The organism is Tropicimonas sp. IMCC6043, from assembly GCF_004146235.1.
Lineage (GTDB): Bacteria > Pseudomonadota > Alphaproteobacteria > Rhodobacterales > Rhodobacteraceae > Tropicimonas.
This window is the reverse complement of the sequence record NZ_SELO01000035.1, coordinates 15,777-39,857: the sequence shown is the minus strand read 5'-3', so window position 1 is coordinate 39,857 and position 24,081 is coordinate 15,777. Positions and strand designations below refer to the sequence as shown.

The 24,081-nt window shown below is 63.6% G+C and carries 24 protein-coding genes, 1 tRNA gene and 1 pseudogene; 16 read left to right on the top strand and 10 right to left on the bottom strand.

What is annotated here, in order from left to right; genetic code table 11:
- The coding region (locus EU800_RS27280; protein WP_207209950.1) for a DUF1772 domain-containing protein at positions 1-309 on the top strand (309 nt) is incomplete at its 5' end.
- 433 nt (positions 310-742) lie between these two features.
- Here the strand turns inward: EU800_RS27280 and EU800_RS20815 are convergent.
- Together EU800_RS20815 and EU800_RS20810 are read right to left on the bottom strand one after the other, a co-directional pair.
- Entirely contained in the window at positions 743-1,681 is a 939-nt protein-coding gene (locus tag EU800_RS20815; RefSeq protein WP_207209949.1) for a DMT family transporter, read from the bottom strand.
- A 504-nt stretch (positions 1,682-2,185) separates the two neighbouring features.
- Positions 2,186-2,494 (bottom strand): polymer-forming cytoskeletal protein, encoded by a 309-nt coding sequence (locus EU800_RS20810; RefSeq protein WP_129635356.1) that lies wholly within the window; start codon positions 2,492-2,494, stop codon positions 2,186-2,188.
- Between the two features lie 290 nt (positions 2,495-2,784).
- On the opposite strand from EU800_RS20810, the gene EU800_RS20805 reads away from it, so the two are divergent.
- From EU800_RS20805 to EU800_RS20795, 3 genes and pseudogenes are all read left to right on the top strand, one after another.
- Positions 2,785-3,405, top strand: coding sequence for an exopolysaccharide biosynthesis protein (locus EU800_RS20805; protein ID WP_129635354.1), 621 nt, complete (start codon positions 2,785-2,787; stop codon positions 3,403-3,405).
- A 165-nt stretch (positions 3,406-3,570) separates the two neighbouring features.
- On the top strand, positions 3,571-5,013 hold the full coding sequence (locus tag EU800_RS20800) for a dihydrolipoyl dehydrogenase (RefSeq protein WP_129635352.1): 1,443 nt from the start codon (positions 3,571-3,573) through the stop codon (positions 5,011-5,013).
- 243 nt (positions 5,014-5,256) lie between these two features.
- Positions 5,257-5,442, top strand: a pseudogene (locus tag EU800_RS20795) (IS5/IS1182 family transposase); the annotation flags it as partial.
- A gap of 18 nt (positions 5,443-5,460) precedes the next feature.
- Here the strand turns inward: EU800_RS20795 and EU800_RS20790 are convergent.
- From EU800_RS20790 to EU800_RS20780, 3 genes are all read right to left on the bottom strand, one after another.
- A tRNA-Glu gene (locus EU800_RS20790) sits at positions 5,461-5,535 on the bottom strand.
- An 87-nt stretch (positions 5,536-5,622) separates the two neighbouring features.
- Positions 5,623-7,035 (bottom strand): carnitine 3-dehydrogenase, encoded by a 1,413-nt coding sequence (locus EU800_RS20785; RefSeq protein WP_129635350.1) that lies wholly within the window; start codon positions 7,033-7,035, stop codon positions 5,623-5,625.
- Positions 7,036-7,253: 218 nt separating this feature from the next.
- Positions 7,254-8,162, bottom strand: a complete 909-nt coding sequence (locus tag EU800_RS20780; RefSeq protein WP_129635348.1) for a 3-keto-5-aminohexanoate cleavage protein — start codon at positions 8,160-8,162, stop codon at positions 7,254-7,256.
- A gap of 223 nt (positions 8,163-8,385) precedes the next feature.
- Here EU800_RS20780 and EU800_RS20775 point away from each other — a divergent pair, with 223 nt between their 5' ends.
- From EU800_RS20775 to EU800_RS20750, 6 genes are all read left to right on the top strand, one after another.
- Complete coding sequence (locus tag EU800_RS20775) at positions 8,386-9,978, top strand: ABC transporter substrate-binding protein (RefSeq protein ID WP_129635346.1); 1,593 nt, start codon at positions 8,386-8,388, stop codon at positions 9,976-9,978.
- Positions 9,979-10,043: 65 nt separating this feature from the next.
- Positions 10,044-11,141, top strand: a complete 1,098-nt coding sequence (locus EU800_RS20770) for a Xaa-Pro peptidase family protein (RefSeq protein WP_129635344.1) — start codon at positions 10,044-10,046, stop codon at positions 11,139-11,141.
- On the top strand, positions 11,135-12,142 hold the full coding sequence (locus EU800_RS20765; RefSeq protein ID WP_129635342.1) for an ABC transporter permease subunit: 1,008 nt from the start codon (positions 11,135-11,137) through the stop codon (positions 12,140-12,142). Before EU800_RS20770 ends, EU800_RS20765 begins: the two co-directional genes overlap by 7 nt.
- 1 nt (position 12,143) lies before the next feature.
- Positions 12,144-13,043 carry an ABC transporter permease subunit gene (locus tag EU800_RS20760; RefSeq protein WP_129635340.1) on the top strand — a complete coding sequence of 300 codons (900 nt, stop codon included), beginning with the start codon at positions 12,144-12,146 and terminating at the stop codon, positions 13,041-13,043.
- 3 nt (positions 13,044-13,046) lie between these two features.
- Positions 13,047-14,024: an ABC transporter ATP-binding protein gene (locus EU800_RS20755; RefSeq protein WP_129635338.1), complete on the top strand. Its 978-nt coding sequence runs from the start codon at positions 13,047-13,049 to the stop codon at positions 14,022-14,024.
- Positions 14,021-14,974: an ABC transporter ATP-binding protein gene (locus EU800_RS20750; RefSeq protein ID WP_129635336.1), complete on the top strand. Its 954-nt coding sequence runs from the start codon at positions 14,021-14,023 to the stop codon at positions 14,972-14,974. The genes EU800_RS20755 and EU800_RS20750 overlap by 4 nt, the downstream gene beginning before the upstream one ends.
- Positions 14,975-15,100: 126 nt before the next feature.
- On the opposite strand, the gene EU800_RS20745 is transcribed toward EU800_RS20750, so the two are convergent.
- The 4 genes from EU800_RS20745 to EU800_RS20730 form a co-directional block, all read right to left on the bottom strand.
- Complete coding sequence (locus EU800_RS20745; protein WP_129635334.1) at positions 15,101-15,718, bottom strand: hypothetical protein; 618 nt, start codon at positions 15,716-15,718, stop codon at positions 15,101-15,103.
- A gap of 12 nt (positions 15,719-15,730) precedes the next feature.
- Complete coding sequence (locus tag EU800_RS20740) at positions 15,731-16,516, bottom strand: ATP-binding cassette domain-containing protein (RefSeq protein WP_129635332.1); 786 nt, start codon at positions 16,514-16,516, stop codon at positions 15,731-15,733.
- Complete coding sequence (locus tag EU800_RS20735) at positions 16,516-17,598, bottom strand: ABC transporter permease (protein ID WP_129635330.1); 1,083 nt, start codon at positions 17,596-17,598, stop codon at positions 16,516-16,518. The genes EU800_RS20740 and EU800_RS20735 overlap by 1 nt, the downstream gene beginning before the upstream one ends.
- Before the next feature lie 114 nt (positions 17,599-17,712).
- Entirely contained in the window at positions 17,713-18,726 is a 1,014-nt protein-coding gene (locus tag EU800_RS20730; protein WP_129635362.1) for a substrate-binding domain-containing protein, read from the bottom strand.
- A 228-nt stretch (positions 18,727-18,954) separates the two neighbouring features.
- Between EU800_RS20730 and EU800_RS20725 the strand changes: the two genes are divergently transcribed.
- Positions 18,955-20,160: an ROK family transcriptional regulator gene (locus EU800_RS20725; protein ID WP_242500658.1), complete on the top strand. Its 1,206-nt coding sequence runs from the start codon at positions 18,955-18,957 to the stop codon at positions 20,158-20,160.
- A 2-nt stretch (positions 20,161-20,162) separates the two neighbouring features.
- On the opposite strand, the gene EU800_RS20720 is transcribed toward EU800_RS20725, so the two are convergent.
- On the bottom strand, positions 20,163-20,555 hold the full coding sequence (locus tag EU800_RS20720; protein ID WP_129635328.1) for a phage holin family protein: 393 nt from the start codon (positions 20,553-20,555) through the stop codon (positions 20,163-20,165).
- Between the two features lie 155 nt (positions 20,556-20,710).
- Here EU800_RS20720 and EU800_RS20715 point away from each other — a divergent pair, with 155 nt between their 5' ends.
- The 5 genes from EU800_RS20715 to EU800_RS20695 all read left to right on the top strand — a co-directional run bounded on the left by EU800_RS20715 (position 20,711) and on the right by EU800_RS20695 (position 23,997).
- Entirely contained in the window at positions 20,711-21,088 is a 378-nt protein-coding gene (locus tag EU800_RS20715) for an SHOCT domain-containing protein (RefSeq protein WP_129635326.1), read from the top strand.
- A 132-nt stretch (positions 21,089-21,220) separates the two neighbouring features.
- Positions 21,221-22,015 (top strand): S49 family peptidase, encoded by a 795-nt coding sequence (locus tag EU800_RS20710; RefSeq protein ID WP_129635324.1) that lies wholly within the window; start codon positions 21,221-21,223, stop codon positions 22,013-22,015.
- Positions 22,016-22,207, top strand: a complete 192-nt coding sequence (locus EU800_RS20705) for a hypothetical protein (protein ID WP_129635323.1) — start codon at positions 22,016-22,018, stop codon at positions 22,205-22,207.
- A 4-nt stretch (positions 22,208-22,211) separates the two neighbouring features.
- Complete coding sequence (locus EU800_RS20700) at positions 22,212-23,198, top strand: calcium/sodium antiporter (RefSeq protein WP_129635321.1); 987 nt, start codon at positions 22,212-22,214, stop codon at positions 23,196-23,198.
- A gap of 13 nt (positions 23,199-23,211) precedes the next feature.
- Complete coding sequence (locus tag EU800_RS20695) at positions 23,212-23,997, top strand: SDR family oxidoreductase (RefSeq protein WP_129635319.1); 786 nt, start codon at positions 23,212-23,214, stop codon at positions 23,995-23,997.
- The last annotated feature ends 84 nt before the right edge of the window (positions 23,998-24,081 follow it).

Below are 24,081 nucleotides of genomic sequence, written 5' to 3'. Positions count from 1 at the left end.
GGTGAAAATGCTCCCGCCCCCCTGAAATCAGAACAGAAAGGGCCGATACTGGGCGACTTTTGCTCCGCCCGCAGCGAGAAACATCCCCGCCGCTACCGTGGTCGACTATTCCACTGCCGTTCTCAGGTGTCGCTGGCCATCGCCGGCTACGCCGCATTCGCCGTCGAAGGACCGGCCGGCACGATGATCGCGCTTTCGGGCCCGACCTATCTGGTCGGCTGCTTCGGGGTCACAGTGTTCCGCAACGTGCCGATGAACGAAGCCCTGGCCAGAATGGACCTGGGGCAGGACACCACGCGCGCCTACTAGACCGGGACATACCTTCCGCGCTGGACATTCTGGAATACGGTCCGGACGCTTGCCTGCGGAACCTCGGCAGCATTGCTGCTCTTCGGGCTTGCACGGATGGCACAAGCCCAGCCGACCTGAACGCCGTTGACCGAGACAGCCTTGCCAGTCAATCGCGCCCGACCGGGCGTCCCCATGCTCCCTTCATCGGCCGCTCGATTTGGATGGCAGCCGCTTGTCGGGTCTGTGACTGCGCGAACCCTCTTTAATCTAATTAAATTCAATTACTTATTGCGTTTGTGGCGTTGGATCCCACACGGCATGTTGAATGACCTCCGTTGGGAACCTTTGGGAACTGGAGGCGGGCGACGGATAATCGGCACTTGCAGGCTCATATGGTCAGACCTGCTCGATCGCCAACCGGTTAACTTGATTGCCGCCTTCAGGTTTTTACCTAACGCGAGGATTCAATTTTTGCGGCTGCTGACGGGCGACCACGCTTTTGCTCGCCATGCAGAATGTAAAGCCCGGTGGCCATGATGACTGCTGCTCCGATGATGGTCCAAACGTCGGGCAAGTCGCCGAAAACCAACCAGCCCCAGAAGGTGGCCCAGATCATCATGCTATAGTGGACTGGCGCGAGGGCGACAGCCTGTCCGATCTCGAATGCCCGGATGACCGCCCATTCGCCGAGACCAGCGGCGAGGGCCATGCCGCCAAGAAGCACCCATTGACGCGCCGTTTCGGGAGTGCGCCAGAACAGGAAAAGCGGCAGCGAGAGTGTGGTCACGCTGACGATTGCGGTGTAGGCGACCGTGGTAACTGTGCGGTCGGAGTTTCCGAGACGGCGCGAGAGAACCTGCCGAAGAGCGAAACCAGTAGCTGCGACTACGACGAGAAGCATCGCCGGGTGCATCGTCCCCATGCCCGGTCGGATCACGATCATCGCACCGAGGAAGCCCACTGCTACCGCCGCCCACCGCCGGGCGCCAACATACTCACCGAGCAGCCGTGCGCTCAGGATCGTCACAATGAACGGCGCGATGAAAGTCACAGCCACGGCATCGGCCAGCGGCACGAAGCGAACTGCTGATATAAAACAGGCAGCGGAGGCGACCGCGAGCAGGCCGCGGAGCACTTGCATTGCAGGATGGCGAGAGCGGAACAGACCAGGGCCATGAATGCCGAGTGCCACTACAACGCCCACCAGAAGCGCGAGCTGACGTGTCCAAACGATCTGCATCGGATGAAAATCTCCGGTCAGCAGCTTGGCGAGCATATCGCAGACCGAGAACAACACGAAGGCGAGCGCCATTAACGAGACGCCGCGGACATTGTCGACATGGGACGGCTCGCCATGCGGGTGCAGTGGCGCGGCAGGGCTGGTCGTCATCGGTCCTCGCTCCGTCGGGTCTCGGTCGGTTCTGGAAAATGCGATCCTGGCGGGCACCAAAATCTGCGCAATCCGTCCGGAGATCACCGACGGGGCAAGTGAAGCACAGGATCCCGCCGACGACCACAATACATTGCAAGCGAGACCAGACATTTGCCGCAGCGCCTGGACTCTATCTCAAAGCTGCGCATCCCAGTCCTATAACGGAGTGGATCACTTCGCTGGTGCAAAAACCGAGATGAGTGACGGCGTGTTCCGCACCAGATGCTCGAAGAAAATGCGACGAGCGGCAGGGAACCCAAAACGTGCCTCGCGAACATCGTGCGAGCCACGAGGGGTGAAGTAACTCTGACCGATAAGACAAACTCGGAGCAGTGCAGCAGCAGCCTCGGGTATTTGCGATTTAGTGGGCACAAGGGGGCTGGCTTGAGCATGGGGATGTCTCCGGGCGCACATCCGTCAACCTGCGGTGGGAAGGCTTCCTACTGTGGCAGGCCTTCAGCTTCAGCCAACCGCAACCTTGCCATGAACCTTGGTGCCCGAACTCATCGACATGGTTTTTGCAGATACATCGGCCTTCAAATCGGCTTCTTCCTCCAGGGTGAGTTCACTGCACTTGACGCTCCCTTCAAGCGCTCCGGATAGCGTGACGTTCACAGCGGTAACGCCCCCCCTCACGCGACCCGAAGAAAGGATTTCAACCACGTTGGCATCAATATCGCCGACAACGTTGCCGCTGATGATAACCGTCCCATCTTTTGCTGTCAGATTACCCTCAACCGTCAGGTCGTCCTGGATTACTGTCCCGCTCATAGTCTCCTCCGAAATCCGCTCCTGGGCGCATCCACGCCGCTGCTATCGCATCATGTTTGCAGACGACTCGACCGGCAAGCGATTGCGTAGCTGCAGTGCGAAACCGAGGAAGTCTGCGGCGATCCGGACAATGTCTTGTCGTCAGTCCAGTACAGTTTCTGCGTGTTTCTGCGATAACGTGCTTGGATAGCCTTCGCTCTCTTTCCAGTTTTCGCATGTCAGATGCCTCTCGGGATTGCAGAAAGCCGATTTAAGCATGATATGCGGAACGAACGCTTGAAAGGAACAGGATGCAACGGCAGGACGGATTACGCAGACGGCCATCCCTTTCGCTTCCTATCCTGCGGAGTTCACGCGACCATCACCTTGCGGGAACATTGACGCTCGGCAACCTGCTGTCGTCGTTGGGTGAAGCATCGTTCGGATGGGCGATCGTCCTGTTCTCTCTGCTGACATTGCTGCCATTGCCGCCAGGGTCATCCCTCATCACCGGCTTGCCGCTACTCGTGACGACAGGCCAGATGATGCTCGGTTTCCCGTATGTCAGGCTTCCAGGACGGCTCGCGCGTCTGGAACTCGACCAGGCCAAACTACGACGGACGGTGCTTCGCCTCCGTCCTGTCACCCGCAGGCTGGAGCGCGTGCTGACGACGCGCCATACAGCGCTTTTCACGAGACGGTACGAGCGAATGTTGGGCCTAATTCTGTTCGTGATCGCCTTCGCACTGTTTTTGCCGGTGCCCTTCAGCGGCTGGTTCCCAGCCATCTCGCTCTTCATTGTGGGCGTCGGCCTGGTGGAACACGACGGTTTGGTCGCGGCAGTGGGGATTGGTCTCGGCATCGTTTCGGTTCTCCTAACGGCGACGATCCTGGCATCGCTCGCCGCGGGCGCGGAAGGCATGATGCATTGACACGGGGGGCAAGGTTACTTGGTTGCCCGGAGGTCCAGCTTCTTCCGATCGAATGGACATTTGGCAGACAGTGCACGGCTGAGCCTCGCCTCTGCCAGGATACCTTTAACGTGGCTCCTCTGACATCGCGGCCGACAAGAATCTCGGCAAATTCGGGAGATGGACATGCAAAGACTTCGGGCCGAAGTGGCGATCATTGGTGCTGGCAGCGCCGGAATGCGAGCGTATCGCGAGGCGACGCGCTTCACTGACAAGGTGCTTTTGATCGAGGGAAACCAGTACGGCACGACCTGCGCCCGCGTCGGCTGCATGCCTTCAAAGCTGCTGATAGCGGCGGCCGAACTCGCTCATCTCGGCCGCCGGGCAGCGCCATTCGGCGTGCACTATAAACCGCCGTTGATCGATGGTCCTGCGGTGATGAGACGGGTTCGGGAGATGCGTGATCGGTTCGTTGGCGGGGTCACGAAGTCGGTTGAGGCTTGGCCTGAGCATCACCGGGTGATGGCGACGGCACGGTTCCTGTCGGATCACGAATTGGCGCTAGAAGATGGGCGGATCGTGGAGGCCAACCGTATCGTCATAGCGACCGGGTCGCGCACGAATATCCTTCCTGGCTTCGAAGAGTTCGGCGACCGGATGATCGTCAGTGACGACGTGTTCTACTGGCAGGACCTGCCGGAATCGGTCGCGGTCTTCGGTGCGGGCGTGATCGGACTTGAGATCGGCCAGGCATTGCATCGGCTCGGGGTGCGGGTCACGATCTTCGGCCGTGATCACCTGGTCGGGCCGCTGACTGACCCGGAAGTTCTGACCGCGGCGCGTGCGATCATCTCCAAAGAAATGGAGTTCTACCCACACGCCGAGGTCACGCGACGGGACCGCACCGCAGATGGCATCGAGGTTGCCTTTGATGATGGCGGGTCCGAACGCGTCCAGAAGTTCGACCTCGCGCTCGTCGCCACCGGGCGCCGGCCCAACATCGACCACCTGGGGCTGGAGAACACGTCGCTTGAACGCGATGCGCGAGGCGTCCCAGTCTGGGACCTCTACACCGGGCGCTGCGGCGACAGCCACATCTTCATCGCGGGCGACGCCAACGACCGTTTCCCGCTGCTGCACGAGGCCGCTGACGAAGGCCTTGCCGCCGGCTTCAACGCTGCGCGCTACCCTCAAATCCGGCGATTTGCGAAGAGCGCACCGATAACCGTGGTGTTCTCAGACCCCGAGATCATGATCGCCGGTGAAAGCTTCGCCGATCTGGAACGGCGCGGCGCCGATTTCGTTGTATCCGAATTCAACTGGCAGGAACTCGGCCGCGCCAAGGTTATGATGCAGGACAAGGGTCTGCTGCGACTGTACGGAGAACGCAACACCGGGCTTTTCCTGGGAGCCGAGATGGTCGGGCCGCGGGCCGAAAACCTGGCGCACCTGTTCGCCTGGTCACGGCAGTCGAACCTGACGGTCGCGGAAATGCTGGAACGCCCGTTCTATCACCCGGTGTTCGAGGAGGGATTGCAGACAGGGCTACGCAAACTCTCCGCGGCGCTGGAGATGGAGTCGTTCTATCCACCGCGCTGCATTGACTGCAGGCCCGGGGACGATCCCTAGATACAATTGTTTGGGAGGTATTCTCTTCCGCCAGCAAGGTCGGCGGTTGTGCCATGCAGCGAGTTTGGCGTTCATCTTCCAGAACTTGTTCACGTCTCACCACTGACCGCCAGCCAAACGTTAAGCTTGGACCACCGTCTCCGCCCGTGTGTATTCTTGGGGGCAAGGCCGCCGCCAACAACGTGCCGCTGCCCCCCCTTAGCCTCAATGCTCGATCGACAGGCGATCAATAATCTCTAAGGCGCCATTCTGACGCACCGCGATGTCGCACCGCTTCTGTCGGACGACCACTTCTCGGTCGATGGCACGCTGGTCAATGCCTGGGCTTCGATCAAGAGCTTCCAGCCAAAGGTCGAGGCAAACCCGCCTGATGATGATCCTGGCAGCCCACCCGGATGTGACATCCCCGCCAACGTTCAAACCGAACCGACAGACCCCGAGACTTGCTGGCAGTCCGTAGGGGAATCGAACCCCTCTTTCCAGGTTGAAAACCTGGCGTCCTAACCGATAGACGAACGGACCGCATCGGCGTGCCGGTCTACCTAGCCAAGGATTCGCGCCAATGCAAGCCGGATTGCTGCCCGTGGGGGACGGTTTCTCGCATCTCTCCTAGAGCCTTTCATGCGCCTCGGGAGCGGGCAGGGAGGCATGGGCGGCGGCGAGCGCGTCGAGCCGGGTGCGCAACTCGGGTGCGGGAGGGCAGGCGCGCCGGGTTTCGAGGCTCACATGGATCAGGAGCTGTTCCGCGGTTGCGATCTCGCCGCCCTCTGCGTCCCGCATCCGGTGGAACAGGCGCAGCTTCTTGCCACTGCCGTCGAGGACCTGGCTCTCGACCTTGATCCGCGCGCCGGCCATTACCTCGGCGAGAAACCGGATCCGGATGTCGACGGTGAAATAGCTCATCCCGCCCGCGATATAGGCGGCATCCGCGCCGATCACCGCCATCACGGAATCGGCGGCATCGGAGAAGGCCTGGCCAAAGCGGCTCTCGTTCATGTGGCCGTTATAGTCCGTCCAGTCGATGGGAACGACACGGTCGACCGTTACAATCGGCGCGACATCGGCCGCGGGAGCGGGGAGGGTGGCCTCGTGGTCGCGGATCAACCGGCCGGCCGCGGCGCCGCGGGCCCTGAGCGCCCGGAGGATCGCCACCAGGTTGTCGTCGCGCTGCCGTTCGAGCTCTCGGATCGAGAGCGAACCCGATTGTGCATCCGATTGCGCTGCGATCCGTTCGACCAGTTCGTCGGTCAATTCGGGCACGTCCATGAGCTTCGTCCAGGGCCAGGCCAGCGCCGGGCCGAACTGTGCCAGGAAATGCCGCATGCCCGGTTCGCCGCCGGCGATACGGTAGGTCTCGAAAAGCCCCATCTGCGCCCAGCGAAGGCCGAAGCCCATTCGGATGGCCTCGTCGATCTCGGCGGTCGTGGCGATGCCGTCGCTGACCAGCCAGAGCGCCTCGCGCCAGACCGCCTCGAGTAGGCGATCGGCGATATGGGCGTCGATCTCGGCGCGGACTGTAAGGGGATACATGCCGAGGCTGCGCAGGGTCTCGGAGGCGCTCTCGGGGCCGCCGACGATTTCGACGAGCGGCAGCAGGTAGACCGGGTTGAAGGGATGGGCGACGAAGAGGCGTTCGGGGTGGCGCAGCCCGTCGCGCAGTTCGGAGGGCTTGAAGCCAGAGGTGGAGGATCCGATTGGCGTCGCAGGTGTGGCGGCGGCCTCGATCCCGGCATAGACGCGGCGCTTGAGGTCGAGCCGTTCCGGCACGCTCTCCTGCACCCAGTCAGCGCCGGCGACCGCCTCGGCGAAGTTGTCCGCGTAGGTCAGCCGGCCCTCGGGCGGCAGGCGGCGGTCGTAGAGCATCGGCAGGGCGCGGCGCGCATTGGCGAGCACCGCTGCGAGCTTGCGCTCGGCCTCCGGGTCCGGATCGAAGAGCCGGACGTCCCAGCCGTTGAGCAGGAAGCGTGCGGCCCATCCTCCGCCGATCACGCCGCCGCCGATGATTGCCGCTGTCTTTCCCATCACACGCCTCGATCGATGTAGGTTTCCGATATGCCGCCGCGTTCCACAATGAGAGCGCAGCTGCCGAGCATTGGTGAAATCTCCGCGTGGGTCGTGTTCCCGGCTCGCCGCGTGCGGGCGCAAGTGCCGATCCGTCCGCCTCCTAAGATGCGGCCATAAAACGCACAGACAGGCGGCCGGACGGGGTGTTCCATCGACAGGCTCCGGGTATGGCGCGGTCAGGCGGGCGGGCGTTTTTCGAGGCCGAGCCGTTTTCGCACGTCGTCGGGGCCGATGATCCGAGCGCCGAGGCTCTCGATGATGATGCGGGCGCGGGTGACAAGTTGAGCGTTTGTGGCGAGCACACCCTTCTCGAGCCAGAGATTGTCCTCGAGCCCGACCCGGACATTGCCGCCGGCAAGCACCGCGGCAGCGACATAGGCCATCTGGTGGCGGCCGAGCGAGAAGGCCGACCATGTCCAGTCCGGCGGCACGGCATTCACCATGGCGAGGAAGGTCGTCAGGTCGTCCGGCGCGCCCCAGGGCACGCCCATGCAGAGCTGGACCAGCGCCGGGCTCTCCAGAACACCCTCCGCGACGAGCGCCTTTGCCAGCCAGAGATGGCCGGTGTCGAAGGCCTCGATCTCGGGTTTCACGCCAAGCTCGGTCATCGCGCGGCCCATTGCCCGCAGCATGCCGGGCGTGTTGGTCATCACGTAGTCGGCCTCGGCGAAATTCATCGTGCCGCAATCGAGCGTGCAGATCTCGGGGCGACATTCCGCGATATGGGCGACGCGCTCGGCGGCAGAGGCCATGTCGGTTCCCGTCTGGAGCGGCAGCGGCGCGTCGGGGCCACCGAAGACCAGGTCGCCCCCCATGCCCGCGGTGAGGTTGAGCACCATGTCGGTTTCCGAATCGCGGATCCGCTCGGTCACCTCGCGGTAGAGCGCCGGGTCGCGCGCCGGCGCGCCGGTCTCGGGGTCTCGGACATGGGCGTGGACCACCGCCGCACCGGCCTGCGCCGCCGCGACCGCGGCCTCGGCGATCTGTCGCGGCGAACGCGGCACGTGTGGGCTGCGGTCCTGGGTGCTGCCGGACCCTGTCAGGGCGCAGGTAATGAAAACTTCGCGGTTCATTTGCAGGGGCAAGGGGGGTCTCCCGTGTCTCGCCGGCAAAGCTAGACCGATCGGCACGGTGATGCGACCCGAAACCGCACCTGGGCGGCACCGGACTTTCGTTGCGTCACCTCTGCCTTTCGGGACTGTCTTTCCGTCCGAACCTGCCGGGCCCCCATTGCATCGCAAGCGGTTTGGCTGTCAAATCTCCGGCACTTGCCCGTTCAGCGGGCAGAAAACAACAGGGAGACCTCTCATGAGATTTTCGCGGACCCTTACCGCCGCGCTGATGTGTTCCGGCATCCTCGCCGGGGCGGCCTCGGCACAGACGCTCGTCTATTGTTCCGAAGGCTCGCCCGAAGGCTTCGATCCGGCGCTGTTCACTTCCGGAACGACCTTCGACGCCTCCGAACATCCGATCTACGACAAGCTGGTGCTCTTCGAGACCGGCACGACCAACGTCATCCCCGGCCTCGCCGAGACCTGGGAAGTGTCCGAAGACGGCCTGGAATACACCTTCCACCTGCGTCAGGGCGTCAAGTTCCACAGCAATGACCAATTCACGCCGACTCGCGATTTCAACGCCGATGACGTGATCTTCTCCTTCGAGCGGCAGTGGAAGGACGACAATCCCTACAAGACCGTCTCCGGCGGCACCTGGGAATATTTCGAAGGCATGTCGATGCCCGACCTGCTGAACGAGATCGTCAAGGTCGACGATTACACCGTCAAGTTCGTGCTGAACCGACCCGAAGCGCCGATGATCGCGAACCTTGCCATGGGTCTCGCCTCGATCGTGTCGAAGGAATATGCCGACGCGATGCTCGAGGCCGGCACGCCCGAGATGCTGAACCAGGCGCCGATCGGCACCGGCGCGTTCAAGTTCGTCGACTACCAGAAGGATGCGGTGATCCGCTATGTCCGTAATGACGAGTATTGGCGCGAACCGGCGGCGATCGAGAATCTGGTCTTTGCGATCACCCCGGATGCATCTGTACGCTACCAGAAGCTGAAGGCCGGCGAATGCCACGTCATGCCCTATCCGAACCCGGCCGATATCCAGGCGATGAGGGACGATCCCGACGTCAACCTGCTTGAGCAGGAAGGCCTGAACGTCGGTTACCTGGCCTACAACACGCAGATGGCGCCCTTCGACAATCCGAAGGTCCGCAAAGCGCTGAACATGGCCATCGACAAGCAGGCGATCATCGACGTCGTGTTCCAGGGCTCGGGCGTGATCGCCAAGAACCCGATCCCGCCGACCATCTGGTCCTATAACGACGCGGTCGTCGACGATCCCTATGATCCGGAAGCCGCCAAGGCGATGCTCGCGGAAGAGGGTATCACGGATCTCAGCATGAAGGTCTGGGCGATGCCGGTGCAGCGGCCCTACAACCCCAATGCCCGCCGCATGGCCGAACTGATCCAGGAAGACTTCGCGCAGGTTGGCGTCGATGTCGAAGTCGTCTCCTACGAGTGGGGCGAGTATCTGAGCCGTTCCAAGGAACTCGACCGGGACGGCGCTGTGTTGCTCGGCTGGACCGGCGACAACGGTGACCCGGACAACTTCCTCGCCGTGCTGCTTGGCTGTGACTCTGTTGGTGACGCCAACCGTGCCCAGTGGTGCTACGAGCCGTTCGATGACCTGATCCAGAAGGCCAAGGTCCTCTCCGATCAGGGCGAGCGCGCCAAGCTCTACGAGGAGGCTCAGGTCGTCTTCAAGGAGCAGGCGCCGTGGGCGACCATCGCCCACTCGACCGTGTTCATGCCGGTGCGTCCGGAGGTCGAGGGCTACAAGGTGCACCCGTTCGGCGGGCACATCTTCTACGGTGTGTCGCTCGCCGAGTGATCACCGACACTTCCCGGACCGGAGCGACACATCGCTCCGGTCCTTCCGATTCAAGGTTGCCCGCAATGGATCGCTTCAGAGCCCTGCGCCGCCTCGCGCTCGATCTGGGTGTTGACGGCGTCGCCCTCGTCCCCGGCCCCAATTTCGAACGCCTGATGGGTGCGCGCTTTCATAGCCACGAACGTCCGCTTCTGATCGTCATCGCCGCCGAGGGTCCGCCCGCGGCCATTGTGCCAGATCTCGAGAAGGGCAGTTTCGATCCCTTGGGATTCGAAGGCGAGGTCTTCACCTGGCGCGACCAGGACGGCTATTCGGGCGCCTTTGCCGCGCTTGCCCGCGCGATTCCGCTCCGGCGGCTTGCCGTCGAGGGGCAGGTTATGCGCGTCTTCGTCCACCACGCGCTGGCCGCGGCCTATCCGGGGATCGATATACTCGACGCCGAGCGCGAGATCTCGGCCCTGCGCCGGGTCAAGACGCCTGAGGAGATCGCTATCCTCGAGGAGTCGATCCGGATCTCCGAGGCCGCGCTCGCCGAGACCATCGCCGAGGTTCGCCCCGGCATGACCGAGCGCGCGGTCGAGGGCCTGCTGACACAGGCCCTCTTTCGCAACGGCGCCGAGGCCCATGCCTTCGGCCCCATCGTCGCGGCCGGCGACAACTCTGCACGCCCGCACGCCCACGCGCGCGTCGACTATGCCATCCAGCCTGGCGACACCCTTCTCTTCGACTTCGGCGCGCATCTCGGCGGGCTCAACGCCGACATCACGCGCACCTTCTTCGTCGGTCACGCGCCCGAGGCGGCAGCGGAAGTCTACGAAACCGTCCTCGCGGCCAATCTTGAGGGCTTCCGGGTAACCCGGCCCGGCGCCACTGCTCATGACGTGGACGATGCCTGCACCCGCGTTCTCGAAGCCTCGCCCTTTGCCCGGATGATCCGCACCAAGACCGGCCACGGCCTCGGACGCGCCGTCCACGAGGCACCGCAGATCATGCGCGGCAATGACGAAAAACTGGAATCCGGCATGGTCTTCACCATCGAACCCGGTTTATACGACCTGAATGCCTTCGGCATCCGCATTGAGGATGATGTCCTTGTTACCGAGGACGGATGCCGGTCGCTTACAACCTTTCCCAAAGAGCTCACGGTCATCGGACAATGCTGAACTTCTTCCTGTCGCGCCTCCTGACCTTCATCCCGACCTTTATCGGAGTGACGCTCATTGCGTTCTCCTTCATCCGGGTCCTGCCGGGTGACCCGATCATCGTCATGGCCGGCGAGCGCGGCATGTCGGAGGAACGCTATGCCGAGTTGCAGACGCAGTTCGGCTTCGACCAGCCGATTTTCATTCAATACTGGGACTACATGACCGGCGTGTTGCAAGGCGATCTCGGCCAGAGTTTCGTCACCAAGAAGCCGGTCTTCGACGAGTTCTTCGCCCTTTTTCCGGCGACGCTGGAACTCTCGATCTGTGCAATCACGCTGGCGATCCTGCTCGGCATTCCGGCGGGGGTCATCGCGGCGATCAACCGGGGGAAGTTCTTTGACCGGGCGCTGATGTCCTCGGCGCTCGTAGGCTACTCGATGCCGATCTTCTGGTGGGCGTTGCTGATGATCATCGTCTTCTCCGGCATCCTCGGCTGGACGCCGGTCTCGGGGCGGATCTCGCTGATGTATTTCTTCGACGACGTGACAGGCTTCATGCTGATCGACAGCCTGCTCTCCGGACAGAAAGGCGCCTTTGCCTCCGCCGTGAGCCACCTGATCCTGCCGACGATCGTGCTCGCCACGATCCCGCTCGCTGTCATCGCCCGCCAGACACGCTCGGCGATGCTCGAGGTCCTCTCCGAAGACTACATCCGCACCGCCCGCGCCAAGGGCCTGCCGCCGGCACGGATCACTTATGTCCACGCGCTGCGCAATGCGCTGATCCCGGTCATCACCGTGATCGGCCTGCTGGTCGGCACGTTGCTTGCCGGCGCAATCCTGACCGAGACGATCTTCTCCTGGCCTGGCATCGGCAAGTGGATGGTCGATTCGATCTACCGCCGCGACTATCCGGTCGTGCAGGGCGGGCTGATCCTCATCGCCGTGATGGTGATGGTCGTGAACCTGACCGTGGACGTGCTCTACGGGCTCATCAACCCGAAGATCCGGAAGGCCTGACATGTCCGACGCAACTCTCGAAGCCGTGCAGGTCGAGCGACCCGGCCGCCTCAAGGAATTCTGGTACTACTTCCGCGAGAACCGCGGCGCCGTCATCGGCCTCTATGTCTTCCTCGGCGTCTTCTTCGTGGCGGTCTTCGCGCCGCTGTTGGCGCCCTATGACCCCACAGAGCAGTTCCGCGACCACCTGCTGCAACCGCCGTTCTGGCAGGAGGGCGGCAGCCTGTCCTACGCGCTCGGCACCGACGCGCTCGGGCGCGACCTGCTCTCGCGTCTGATCTACGGCGCGCGCTTCTCCTTCTTCGTCGGCGTTGTCGTCGTCGTCATCGCCACCACGGGCGGGATCACCATCGGCCTGATCGCAGGCTTCGCGCCGAGATGGCTCGACACCATCATCATGCGGCTGATGGACGTGATCCTCGCCTTCCCCTCGCTGCTCCTCGCGCTGGTTCTCGTGGCGGTGCTGGGGCCGTCGCTGCTGAACGCGGTGATCGCCATCGCCATCGTGCTGCAGCCGCATTATGTGCGGCTCACCCGCGCCAGCGTCATCTCGGAGCGGCACAAGGACTATGTGACCTCCGCGAAGGTCGCCGGCGCCGGGCGCCTCCGGCTGATGTTCGTCACCGTGCTGCCCAACTGCCTCGCGCCGATCATCGTGCAGGCCGCGCTCTCCTTCTCGAACGCGATCCTCGACGTCGCGGCGCTCGGCTTTCTTGGCATGGGCGCGCAGCCGCCCACACCGGAATGGGGCACGATGCTTGCCGAAGCGCGCGAGTTCATCCTGCGCGCCTGGTGGGTTGTCACCTTCCCCGGCCTCGCGATCCTGATCACGGTTCTCGCCATCAACCTGATGGGCGACGGGCTGCGGGACGCGCTCGACCCGAAGCTTAAGAGGAGCTGAGCGATGTCGCTTCTCGAAGTCCGCAACCTCTCGGTCGATTTCGCCACCACCTCGGGCTCCTTTCGGGCCGTTGACGGGTTCGACCTGACGCTCAATCCCGGCGATATCACCGCCATTGTCGGCGAATCCGGCTCGGGCAAGTCGGTGGCCTTCCTCGCCATGATGGGGCTCCTTCCCTGGACCGCGACCATCACTTCAGACGCGATGACATTCGACGGCCACGACCTGCGTGCGATCTCTCCGCGGGAGAGGCGGAAGATCGTCGGCAAAGACATGTCAATGATTTTCCAGGAGCCGATGACCTCGCTCAACCCGTGCTACACGGTCGGCTTCCAGATCAAGGAGGCGCTGCGGATCCATCTCGGCATGGATCGCAAGGCGCGCCATGCCCGCGCGGTGGAGCTCTTCGAACAGGTCGGTATCCCGGCGGCCGAAACCCGGCTCTCAGCCTTCCCGCACCAGATGTCGGGCGGCATGAACCAGCGGGTGATGATCGCCATGGCGATCGCCTGCAAGCCCAAGATGCTGATTGCGGACGAGCCGACGACCGCGCTCGACGTGACCATCCAGGCACAGATCCTCGAGCTCCTGAAGAGCCTTCAGGAGGAGACCGGCATGGCGCTGGTGCTCATCACTCATGACATGGGCGTGGTGGCCGAGACCGCACAGCAGGTCTCGGTTCAATATGCCGGGCAGAAATGCGAGCAGCAGGAAGTGACGGCGCTGTTCTCGCGTCCGCATCATCCCTATACCGCCGCGCTACTCGCCGCGCTGCCGGAACGGGCCACGACCAAGCACCTGCCGACGATCCCCGGTGTCGTGCCGGGCCAGTTCGACCGCCCCAAGGGCTGTCTCTTCTCGCCGCGTTGTTCGATCGCGACGGACCTCTGCGGGACGACGCCGCCGCCGGTGGGCGGGCCCGAGATCGGCTTTGCCCGCTGCCACTTTCCGATCAACGTCACAGCGGAGCAAAGCGCATGAGCGAGCCTGTCCTCGTCGCCGAGAATCTCACGCAGGAATATGTCCTGAAGGGCGGTCTGTTCGGGCAGGACCGGATCGTCCGCGCGTTGACGGGCGCGTCCTTCGCGCTTGAACCCGGCAAGACGCTCGCGGTGGTGGGCGAGTCCGGCTGCGGCAAGTCCACGCTGGCGCGTGTCATCACCATGATCGAGGAGCCCGTCGCGGGCTCCTTCGTGCTGGACGGAACGCCGGCGGGGCCGGACACGCTCGCCGCGCTGCGCACCACGGTCCAGATCGTGTTTCAGGACCCGTTCGGCTCGCTCAACCCGCGCCAGCGCTGCGGCCAGATCCTCGAGGAGCCACTGATCATCAACGCGCCCGAGATGCCGGCCGCCGAACGTACGCGGCGCGCCCGCGAGATGCTGACGCTCGTGGGGCTGCGCCCGGAGCATTACGACCGCTATCCGCACATGTTCTCAGGCGGCCAGCGGCAGCGGATCGCGGTCGGACGGGCGCTGATGCTGGAGCCGAAGGTGCTGGTGCTGGACGAGCCGGTCTCGGCGCTCGACCTGTCGATCCAGAGCCAGATCCTTAACCTGCTCGTCGACCTGCAGGAGCGGCTCGGGCTCGCCTATCTCTTCATCAGCCATGACCTCTCGGTCGTGAAGCACATCGCCGACGATGTCATCGTGATGTATCTCGGCCGTCCCGTCGAGATCGCTCCCAAGGCGGATCTCTTCGACCACCAACGGCACCCCTATACAAAGGCGCTGCTCTCGGCGACGCCGATGGCGGACCCGACACTACGCAAGCAGCGCATCAAGCTCGTTGGCGAGCTGCCCTCGCCGGTCAACATTCCCGACGGCTGCCCCTTCGCGCCGCGCTGCTGGAAAGCCGAGGCGCGGTGCCGCACCGAGCGACCGGAACTGGATCAGGGCACACATCGGGCGGCTTGCCATTTCCCGGAATAGGCGAGTCGGGACGGTCGCGCGGCTCGGCCCGCGCGCGGTCCCCGTTTCGGGTCCATAAGCGGATTTGTTTTCTCGGGATCGGATGTCGGTGGACCTCCGGCACAAAGCGCGCCGGCGGTCCGTAAATTACATCCGCAGGTCCACCGCCCCGACCGCCGCGGCGATGCGCTGCGCGTTGGCGAGATCATTGCCGCGGGCGCGGGCCTCGGCCGCTTCGGGCGTGTGGCCGTGGCCGAGCCAGCGTTTCACGAGCCGCTCGAGCAGCACCTCGTCGGGAACTTCGAGATAGCAGGAGAAGTCCCAGAGCTCGGCAAGCTCGCGCCATGGCGGCTCGTCGAAACAGAGATAGTTGCCCTCGACCACGGCGATGTCGTGCTTCGGCGTGATGGCGATGGCGCCAGCGACCGACAGGTCACGGCTACGATCGAAGGTCGGCAGGATCACCTCCTCCTCCGAACCTAACCGCCGCATGGCGTGGACGAAGCCGGCCGCATCAAAGGTTTCCGGCGCGCCCTTGCGCGCGCGCAGGCCGCGGGCGTCGAGGAGCCGGTTGTCGAGGTGGAAGCCATCCATCGGCACTTCCACGGCGCGACCGCCGCGTCGCTGCAACTCCTCGACCAGTTCGCGCGCCGTGCGCGACTTTCCGGAAGCAGGCGGGCCGGCAATCGCGACGAGGAGTCGCCTGCCGGCCGGTTGGAGCCCGCCGATCCGGTCGGCGAGCGATTTGATGTCGTCCTGGTCCATCGTCTCCCTGCCTCAGGCGGCTCGGATCTCGGCTGGTGGCTCCATCGCGCCGGTCATCATCGCGACTGCGTCGGACATGGTGTAGTCGTCCGGGTTGACGGTGCAGAGCCGACGCCCCAGGCGATGGATATGTATCCGGTCCGCGACCTCGAAGACATGCGGCATGTTGTGGGAAATCAGGATGATCGGTATGCCGCGCGACTTGACGTCCAGGATCAACTCGAGAACCCGGCGGCTTTCCTTGACGCCGAGCGCCGCGGTCGGTTCGTCCATGATGATGAACTTGGTCGCGAAGGCCGCCGCGCGCGCCACGGCGACGCCCTGGCGTTGGCCGCCCGACAGGGTTTCGACCGGCTGGTTGATAGACTGGACCGTCATCAGACCAAGCTCGGTGAGCTTCTCGCGGGCGAAGGTTTCCATGGCCTTCTTGTCCAGCATCTTCAGCCAGTCGCCCATCCAGCCATTCTTGCGGATTTCACGACCCATGAACATGTTGTCGGCAATCGAGAGCGCGGGGGAGAGCGCGAGCGTCTGGTAGACGATTTCGATTCCCATGTCCCGCGCCTCGATCGGCGAGGTGAAATGAACCGGCTTGCCCTCGATGAGGATCTCGCCCGCGTCCGGAACGACTGCGCCGCAGATCGCCTTCACGATGGATGACTTGCCTGCGCCGTTGTCGCCGATCACCGCCAGGATCTCTCCCGGAAGCAGTTCGAAGTCGGAATTGTCGATCGCTGTTACGTGGCCATAGCGCTTCACGAGACCGCGACCCTGCACGACGGGAGTTGTGTCAGACATTATGCAGATACCCTTCTGATCCATTGGTCGATCGCGACCGCGATGATGATGAGCCAGCCGATGGCGAAGACTTGCCAGAGCACGTCGACTCCGGCCATGCGCAGACCCGACTGAAACACGCCGACGATGAGGGCTCCAAAAAGCGCGCCCATGATCGAACCACGTCCACCGAAGAGCGAAATCCCCCCGATCACCACGGCGGTGATGGACTGGAGGTTGCCCTCATAGAAGGATTGTGGGGAAATCGATCCGACCCGTCCGATCGACGCCCAGGCTGCGACGGCACAGACGAAGCCAGCGACCATGTAGACCGATACCAGCACCCTGTCGGTACGGATGCCCGAGAGTTCGGCTGCTTCCTTGTCGTCGCCAATTGCATAGACATGGCGGCCCCAGGCGGTCTTGTTGAGCAGATACCAGAGGACGACGAAGATCATGACCATCAGCAGCGAGCCCAGCGTGATGCGCGCCCCCGCAAGTTCGACGGTTTCACCGAAGAATTTCAGGAATGGTGCGTTTTCGTCGATGTCGGTGCCGCGGATCGATTGAGCTCCGGAGAGCCAAAGCAGAAGCGAGTAGTAGATCGACCAGGTCCCGAGTGTCGTGATGAATGGCGGCAACTTGACCTTTGTAATGAGCAGGCCGTTGAAGAGCCCTGCCGCCGCGCCGCCGGCGAAGCCGACGAGGATCGCGAGTCCGCTGGGTACACCCATATAGACAGCAAGGTTCCCCATGATCACCGACATCAGCACCATGATGGCCGCGACGCTTAGGTCGATTCCCGCCGTGATGATGATCAGCGATTGCGCAGCCGCCAGCATGCCGATTATCGAAACCTGCTGCATGATGAGGCTAAGGTTGAAGGCGGAAAAGAATCGGCCGCCAGCAATGAGCCCGAACACGACCAGGCTCAGCACCAACACGATGACAGGGACGAGTGTGGGGTTGTTGTGCAGAAGATGCTGCACGCGCTCGATCGGTGTGTGACGGGCGACATTGAACTCGGCGACCTTCTTGTCGCTGCGGTCCAATGTCTGTTCGAACTCCTGCGACTTCCGCGCCGGCTTTTGTGTATCGGACATGGCTTAACTCCCAGCCTCGTGTTTAGCCGAGGCAGACTTGTCTTTGAAAGACGTCGACGGGGTTTTGGAGATGAGGCGGCGCAGAACGCGCCGCCTCGGGAGTGAGCGGAAAGGTCAGCCCCAGCACTTCTCCAGGCCTTCCGCAGAAGTGATTGACGGGATTCCGTCGACGGGCGCGTCAGTGATCAGTTCGACGCCCGTGTTGAAGAAATCCAGGCCCTCGGAGTTCTGCGGCTTTTCACCGGTTTCGGCGAAGGTCTTGATCGCCTCGATGCCCTTCGACGCCATCAGCAGCGGGAACTGCATTGAGGTTGCGCCGATGATCCCGGCCTCGATGTCCTTGACGCCCGGGCAGCCGCCGTCAACGGAGACGATCAATACACCCTCACCCTTGCCGAGCGATTTCAGCGCCTCGTAGGCACCGGCCGCGGCCGGCTCGTTGATCGTGTAGACCACGTTGATGTCGGGGTCGATCTGCAGCAGGTTTTCCATCGCGGTACGGCCGCCGTCGGGCGAACCGTCGGTCACGTCGTTTCCGACGATGCGCGGATCGTCCTCGTCGCCGATGTCCGTCGGGTTCTTAACGTCGATTCCGAAGCCGGTCAGGAAGCCCTGGTCGCGCTGATAGTCGACGGAAACCTCGGAAGCGTTCAGGTCGAGCAGGGCGATCTTGGCGTTTGCGGCCTCGTCGCCGAGGGTCGCGGCGGCCCATTGGCCGATGAGTTCGCCGGCTTTGAAGTTGTCCGTTGCGAAAGTGGCGTCGGCTGCGTCGGCCGGCTCAAACTGCGTGTCGAGCGCGATGACCAGCGAGCCGGCTTCGCGAGCCTGAGTGATGATCGGTACCAGCGCACGGCTGTCGGTCGGCGTGATCAGGATGCCTTTCGCGCCGGATGCAATGCACGACTCGACGGCGGCGATCTGAGTTTCCACGTCACCGTCATACTTGCCTGCATAGGTCGACAGGTTGATCCCGGCTTCTTCGGCAGCGGCGCTTGCGCCTTCCTTCATCTTCACGAAGAACGGGTTGGTGTCCGTCTTGGTGATCAGGCACGCGCCGATATCCTGAGCCTGGGCGGCGCCGGCGAGGCCGACAAGGCCGAGAGCGGTGGCGCCAAACAGCGTTTTGATGGATGCAGATTTCAAGGTTCTTCCTCCCGTTGATTTCCCGGGACCCTCCCAGGTCCGTCGCGGCTGTCAGGGTAGCCCCGAACCAGCCATGTCGCACAGAAAAGGACAATTGGCGGCGTCTGTCAAGATAAATAAATCAGTCTTATTTAGTATTGACAGGCCAACCCTGCCTTCTCATTGTCTTCTCTGAACGGAGGAGGAACTGTGGTCACGGGAACCGATCAGGAAATGGCGCCGCAAAAACGCCAGATCGCCCACGCGGTGCGGGGGTCGAACCAGAGCGGAATGCGGGCGCATAACGAGCGGCTGGTGCTGTCGCTGCTTCGGTCCAACGGTCCGATGGCCAAGGCGGAGATCGCGCGGGCGACTGGGCTCTCGGCGCAGACCATCTCGGTGATCATGCGCGGGCTTGAGGAAGACGGACTGCTTGCACGCGGCGAACCGATTCGCGGGCGCGTGGGGCAGCCGTCCATCCCGATGCGACTTGCGCCGGATGGCGCCTATTTCTTTGGCCTCAAGGTCGGCCGTCGGTCAGTCGACCTAATCCTGATCGACTTCACGGGCACAGTGCTGGGCAGGCTGCATCAGACCCATCCCTGGCCCTCGCCGGACGGAATCATCCGCTTCGCGCGCCGCGCCGTCGAGGTTCTGACCGCCAAATTGCCACCGGATCGGGCAGGGCGGATTGCCGGGCTTGGGATAGCCATCCCCTTCCGGCTGTGGGACTGGGCAATTTCCATCGGCGCGCCGGCCGCGGAAATGCTGCAATGGCAGACCCGCGATATCCAGCAGGAACTGGCTGCCTGTTTCGGCTTTCCGGTCTACCAGTGCAACGATGCCTCCGCTGCCTGCGGTGCAGAGCTTGTCTTCGGCACCGGCGAGACGCCGCGGGATTTCCTGCATTTCTTCATCGGCTATTTCATCGGCGGCGGGCTGGTCCTCAACGGCAGCCTGTTCACCGGGCGGACCGGAAACGCCGCCGCGCTGGGCTCGCTGCCGATCCCGGCACTCGGTGGAGCGCATCTGCAACTCGTGGACGTGGCGTCGCTCTCCGTGCTCGAGCGAGAACTGCGCGCGCGCGGAGAGCCGACCTCGTCGCTTTGGGAACCGCCCGAGAACTGGACGGTCGCCTGCGAGGTGGTCGAGGACTGGCTGAGGGATGCCTGCACCGGCCTGGCCTATGCCATCGCCGCGGCCGCTTCCGTTGTCGATTGCGAGGCGGTTCTCATCGACGGCTGGATCCCCTCCCATCTGCGCGCGAGACTCGTCTCGCAGACTGCGCGGACGCTGGCCGAAATGGACCTGAGCGGCATCGAGACACCGGACCTGCGCGAAGGCACGATCGGGCCGAACGCGCGGTCACTCGGCGCAGCCACGCTGCCGCTCTCCGAACGCTATCTCGTCGATCTCAACGCCATGCTCAACGCGGGGTGAGGTCAGCCCTCGCGGCGTTTCTCGACCGCCTTCTTGGTCAGCAGCATTGGCAGCACCAGCGTCGCGATCAGCGCGCCAGCCCAAACGAGGATCGTCGCCAGAAGCCAGGTCGACGCGCCGTGGATCTGCATCCCGCCGACGATAAGGTTGGTGATCAGCAGGCCGACGAAGGTGGTGACCAGCGCCACGCCGCCCTTCAGTGCCGGCAGGTTCTTCTCGGACATCTTCTCGATCAGCGGCCCGGCGAGCGCCTCGATGGCCGACAGCAACAGCGTGGCGACGACGAACCCCTTGGCGGTGAAGGAAAACGACTCGCCCAGCAGCAGGCTCGCGACAAAGAGGCCCACGGCATTGGCCAGCACATAGATCCCGGCGGATATCAGCATTCGAACCATTGGGTCCTCCACTCTATTGTTCGTCAACATACTAGCGGGCTCCGGGCGCATTCCAATGGGCGCCGCAACGTGCAGTTGAATTTCGATGACCCGTCCCTATCGTAGCCTTGGGTGGCCGGACCCGTTGGCGCGGCCCGAGACAAAAGGAGTCCTTCATGCCAATTCTCCATATTTTCTGGTCGATCTTCCTCATTTTTCTCCTCGTTGCCTGGATCTGGACGCTGATCTCGGTGGTCAGCGACATCTTCGCCAGCGAGGATCTGAGCGGCATGGGCAAGGGCCTCTGGATGCTCGGGGTGATCGTCGTGCCCTGGCTCGGCGTGCTGCTCTATCTCGTCCTGCGCGGTGATTCGATGGCAGCTCGCGCCAAGAAAGCTGCCGAGGAGATCCAGGCGGCGCAGAAGGCCTATATACGGGACGCCGCCGGAACCGTGTCGACGGCCGACGAACTCGCCAAGCTCGCGGACCTGCGGGACAAGGGCGTGATCTCCGAGGAGGAATTCTCCGCCCAAAAGGCGAAACTGCTCGCCTGACCGCGAAACGCGGCTCTGCGGGGCACCTGCATTGCCATTCCCGCGGAGCGCTCGTCGAGGTGACACAAGCTTTCTCCCGGGCATTTTCGCTTGTGCCTTGTTCCCCGCAGGGGCGCGGCCTACATGGGCTTCATGGCTATTCTCCCGTCCTTCCTCTCGAGGCGCCCGCTGGTCTCGGTGATCCGCCTGAACGGCGTGATCGCGAGCGGTCAGCGCGGGCTCAGCGATGCCGGTACGGCGGACATGATCGAGCGTGCCTTCGTACGCGGGAAGCCCAAAGCGGTTGCGCTCGCGATCAACTCGCCCGGCGGCTCACCGGCGCAATCCTCGCTGATTGCCGCGCGGATCCGCCGGCTGGCCGAGGAAAAAAAGCTTCCGGTGACAGCCTTCGTCGAGGACGCAGCAGCTTCGGGCGGCTATTGGCTGGCCTGTGCGGCCGACGACATCCTGGTCGACGCCAACTCCATCGTCGGCTCGATCGGGGTGATCTCGGCCGGCTTTGGCCTGCAGGAGGCCATTGGCCGGATCGGCATCGAGCGCCGGGTGCACACCGCCGGAAGGTCCAAGAGCTTTCTCGACCCTTTTCGCCCCGAGAAGGAAGAGGATGTCATCCGGTTGCGAGCGCTCCAGGACCAGATCCACGAGAATTTCATTGCCCATGTGAAAGCACGACGCGGAGACCGGCTCGACACGAAGGCGGACCTCTTCACTGGTGATGTCTGGATCGGCCAACAGGCGGTCGCGCGCGGCCTCGCCGATGGCGTGGGCCACCTCGTGGCGACCATGAAGGACCGCCATGGCGACAAGGTCCGCTTTGCCGTCCACGGACCGAGGCGCGGCCTGCTGCGCCGGTTCGGCCTGTCAATCGCTGCGGACGCGGCCGCAGAACTTGAAGAGCGGGCCCTCTGGGCGCGTTACGGGCTCTGAGTGCTGGTCAAGATCGTCACCTTCTTCCTGATTGGCATCGCCGTGCTTGCGATGTTCGGGCGGTTGCGCTGGCCGGGCGGTGCGCGCCGGCTGGCACGGCGCGACGGCGAGAAACTCGACAAACCAAAACGGTGCAAGCATTGCGGCAACTACATCATCGGCAAGGGGCCATGCCCCTGCAGGAAGAGCTAGCCGCATGCTGACCGATATCGCACTGCTCGTGCTCGGGCTGGTAATCCTGTTGCTTGCGGGCGATGCCCTGGTCAAGGGCGCGGTGAACCTGGCGCTGCGCGCCGGCGTGCCGGCGCTTCTTGTTTCGCTGACCATCGTCGCCTTCGGCACCTCGGCGCCGGAACTTCTCGTCTCGGTAAAGGCGATCCTGGACGGCGCGCCGGGGATCGCGCTCGGCAATGTCGTCGGCTCGAATATCGCCAACGTCCTGCTGGTGCTCGGCGTGCCGGCGATGATCTCGGTGCTCCACACCTCGAGCTGCGATACCCGCAAGACCTATGTTATCATGATGGGCGCGACGGTGGTGTTCATCGGGCTCGCCTATACCGACCTCTTCAACTGGGTCGACGGGATGGTCCTCATCTTCCTGCTGGCGCTCATGCTGGCCGATGCGTTGCGTTCGGCGCATATCCACCGCCGCGAGGTCGCCTGTGCCGCGGCCACGGCGAAGGCGGCACGGTCGGCGCCTGTCGAGGAAGAGGAGATCGAAGGCGCCGACCTCACGGTGCCGACATGGAAGATCTGGATCTATCTCGGTCTCGGTCTGGTCGGGCTACCGCTCGGGGCGGACATCCTCGTCGACTCCGCGGTCAGCATCGCGCATGAACTTGACGTGCCCGAAACGGTGATCGGTCTCACGCTGGTCGCGCTCGGCACCTCGCTACCCGAACTCGCCACCACTGTCATGGCGGCCGTCCGCCGCCAGGCCGATGTCGCGCTCGGCAACGTCATCGGCTCGAATCTCTTCAACATGCTCGCCATTATCGGCATTGCGAGCTTTGTCGGGCCGATTCCGGTCGAACCTGAAACCCTGCGCTTCGATATCTGGGTCATGTTCCTCTCCTCGGCAATCCTGTTTCCGTTCGTTTTCCTGAACTGGGACATGGGTCGCCGGATAGGACTCCTTTTGACGGCGGCCTATGTCGCCTATGTATGGGCTGTGATCGCCTGAAGGAGACTCCGAGATGACCGAGAAAAGGGCATTGGTGACGGGGGCCGCACGGCGGATCGGCCGTGCTATGGCACTCTATCTTGCCGAGCGTGGCCATGACGTTGCGGTGCACTACCATGGTTCGCCAGATGCAGCGGAGGAGGTGGCGGCCGAGATCCGCGGCATGGGGCGGACGGCAGCGGCAATTCCGGCAGACCTGACCCGCGAGGCGGAAATGCAGGGCCTGCTTCCCGCAGCCGCGGCGGCGCTCGGCGGGCCGCTCAACCTCCTGGTCAACAACGCTTCGATCTACGAGCCCGACAGCCTCGACACCGCCAACCGCGAGAGCTGGGATCTCCACATGGAGTCCAACCTGCGCGCCCCGGTGGTCCTGACCCAGGCCTTCGCCGCCCAGGCGCCGCGCGCGATCCGGGATCACTCCCACGAGGCGCTCTCTCAATCTCTGGTGGTCAATATCGTCGACCAGCGGGTGCTGAAGCCGACGCCGCATTTCATGAGCTACACGATCGCCAAGATGGCGCTCTGGGCCTTCACCCAGACCGCCGCCCGCGCCCTTGCGCCCGATATACGCGTCAATGCGATCGGCCCCGGCCCGACCCTGCCCAACCCGCGCCAGAGCGAGGCGCAGTTCCGTGCGCAACGCGCCGCCTGTGTGCTCGAACGTGGCTCGAACCGGTCCGACATCAACGCAGCCCTTGGCTATTTCCTCGACGCGCCGGCTGTGAGCGGGCAGTTGCTCTGTGTTGACGGCGGCCAGCACCTTGCCTGGAAGACGCCGGATGTGGTTCTCCCGGAATAGCAAACGACGTGCCGAAGCGACCAATTATTCACGCTCCGCAGCGCCTTCACGAAAATGTCAAAAAACATTTAAATAAATCAAATG

Coding starts and splice junctions, on each gene's coding strand:
- EU800_RS20755 (WP_129635338.1), top strand. CDS start 13,047: ATGTCGCTTCTCGAAGTCCGCAACCTCTCGGTCGATTTCGCCACCACC.
- EU800_RS20695 (WP_129635319.1), top strand. CDS start 23,212: ATGACCGAGAAAAGGGCATTGGTGACGGGGGCCGCACGGCGGATCGGC.
- EU800_RS20715 (WP_129635326.1), top strand. CDS start 20,711: ATGCCAATTCTCCATATTTTCTGGTCGATCTTCCTCATTTTTCTCCTC.
- EU800_RS20775 (WP_129635346.1), top strand. CDS start 8,386: ATGAGATTTTCGCGGACCCTTACCGCCGCGCTGATGTGTTCCGGCATC.
- EU800_RS20770 (WP_129635344.1), top strand. CDS start 10,044: ATGGATCGCTTCAGAGCCCTGCGCCGCCTCGCGCTCGATCTGGGTGTT.
- EU800_RS20700 (WP_129635321.1), top strand. CDS start 22,212: ATGCTGACCGATATCGCACTGCTCGTGCTCGGGCTGGTAATCCTGTTG.
- EU800_RS20805 (WP_129635354.1), top strand. CDS start 2,785: ATGCAACGGCAGGACGGATTACGCAGACGGCCATCCCTTTCGCTTCCT.
- EU800_RS20745 (WP_129635334.1), bottom strand. CDS start 15,718: ATGGACCAGGACGACATCAAATCGCTCGCCGACCGGATCGGCGGGCTC.
- EU800_RS20760 (WP_129635340.1), top strand. CDS start 12,144: ATGTCCGACGCAACTCTCGAAGCCGTGCAGGTCGAGCGACCCGGCCGC.
- EU800_RS20800 (WP_129635352.1), top strand. CDS start 3,571: ATGCAAAGACTTCGGGCCGAAGTGGCGATCATTGGTGCTGGCAGCGCC.
- EU800_RS20725 (WP_242500658.1), top strand. CDS start 18,955: ATGGCGCCGCAAAAACGCCAGATCGCCCACGCGGTGCGGGGGTCGAAC.
- EU800_RS20740 (WP_129635332.1), bottom strand. CDS start 16,516: ATGTCTGACACAACTCCCGTCGTGCAGGGTCGCGGTCTCGTGAAGCGC.
- EU800_RS20735 (WP_129635330.1), bottom strand. CDS start 17,598: ATGTCCGATACACAAAAGCCGGCGCGGAAGTCGCAGGAGTTCGAACAG.
- EU800_RS20815 (WP_207209949.1), bottom strand. CDS start 1,681: ATGACGACCAGCCCTGCCGCGCCACTGCACCCGCATGGCGAGCCGTCC.
- EU800_RS20720 (WP_129635328.1), bottom strand. CDS start 20,555: ATGGTTCGAATGCTGATATCCGCCGGGATCTATGTGCTGGCCAATGCC.
- EU800_RS20710 (WP_129635324.1), top strand. CDS start 21,221: ATGGCTATTCTCCCGTCCTTCCTCTCGAGGCGCCCGCTGGTCTCGGTG.
- EU800_RS20785 (WP_129635350.1), bottom strand. CDS start 7,035: ATGGGAAAGACAGCGGCAATCATCGGCGGCGGCGTGATCGGCGGAGGA.
- EU800_RS20810 (WP_129635356.1), bottom strand. CDS start 2,494: ATGAGCGGGACAGTAATCCAGGACGACCTGACGGTTGAGGGTAATCTG.
- EU800_RS20765 (WP_129635342.1), top strand. CDS start 11,135: ATGCTGAACTTCTTCCTGTCGCGCCTCCTGACCTTCATCCCGACCTTT.
- EU800_RS20750 (WP_129635336.1), top strand. CDS start 14,021: ATGAGCGAGCCTGTCCTCGTCGCCGAGAATCTCACGCAGGAATATGTC.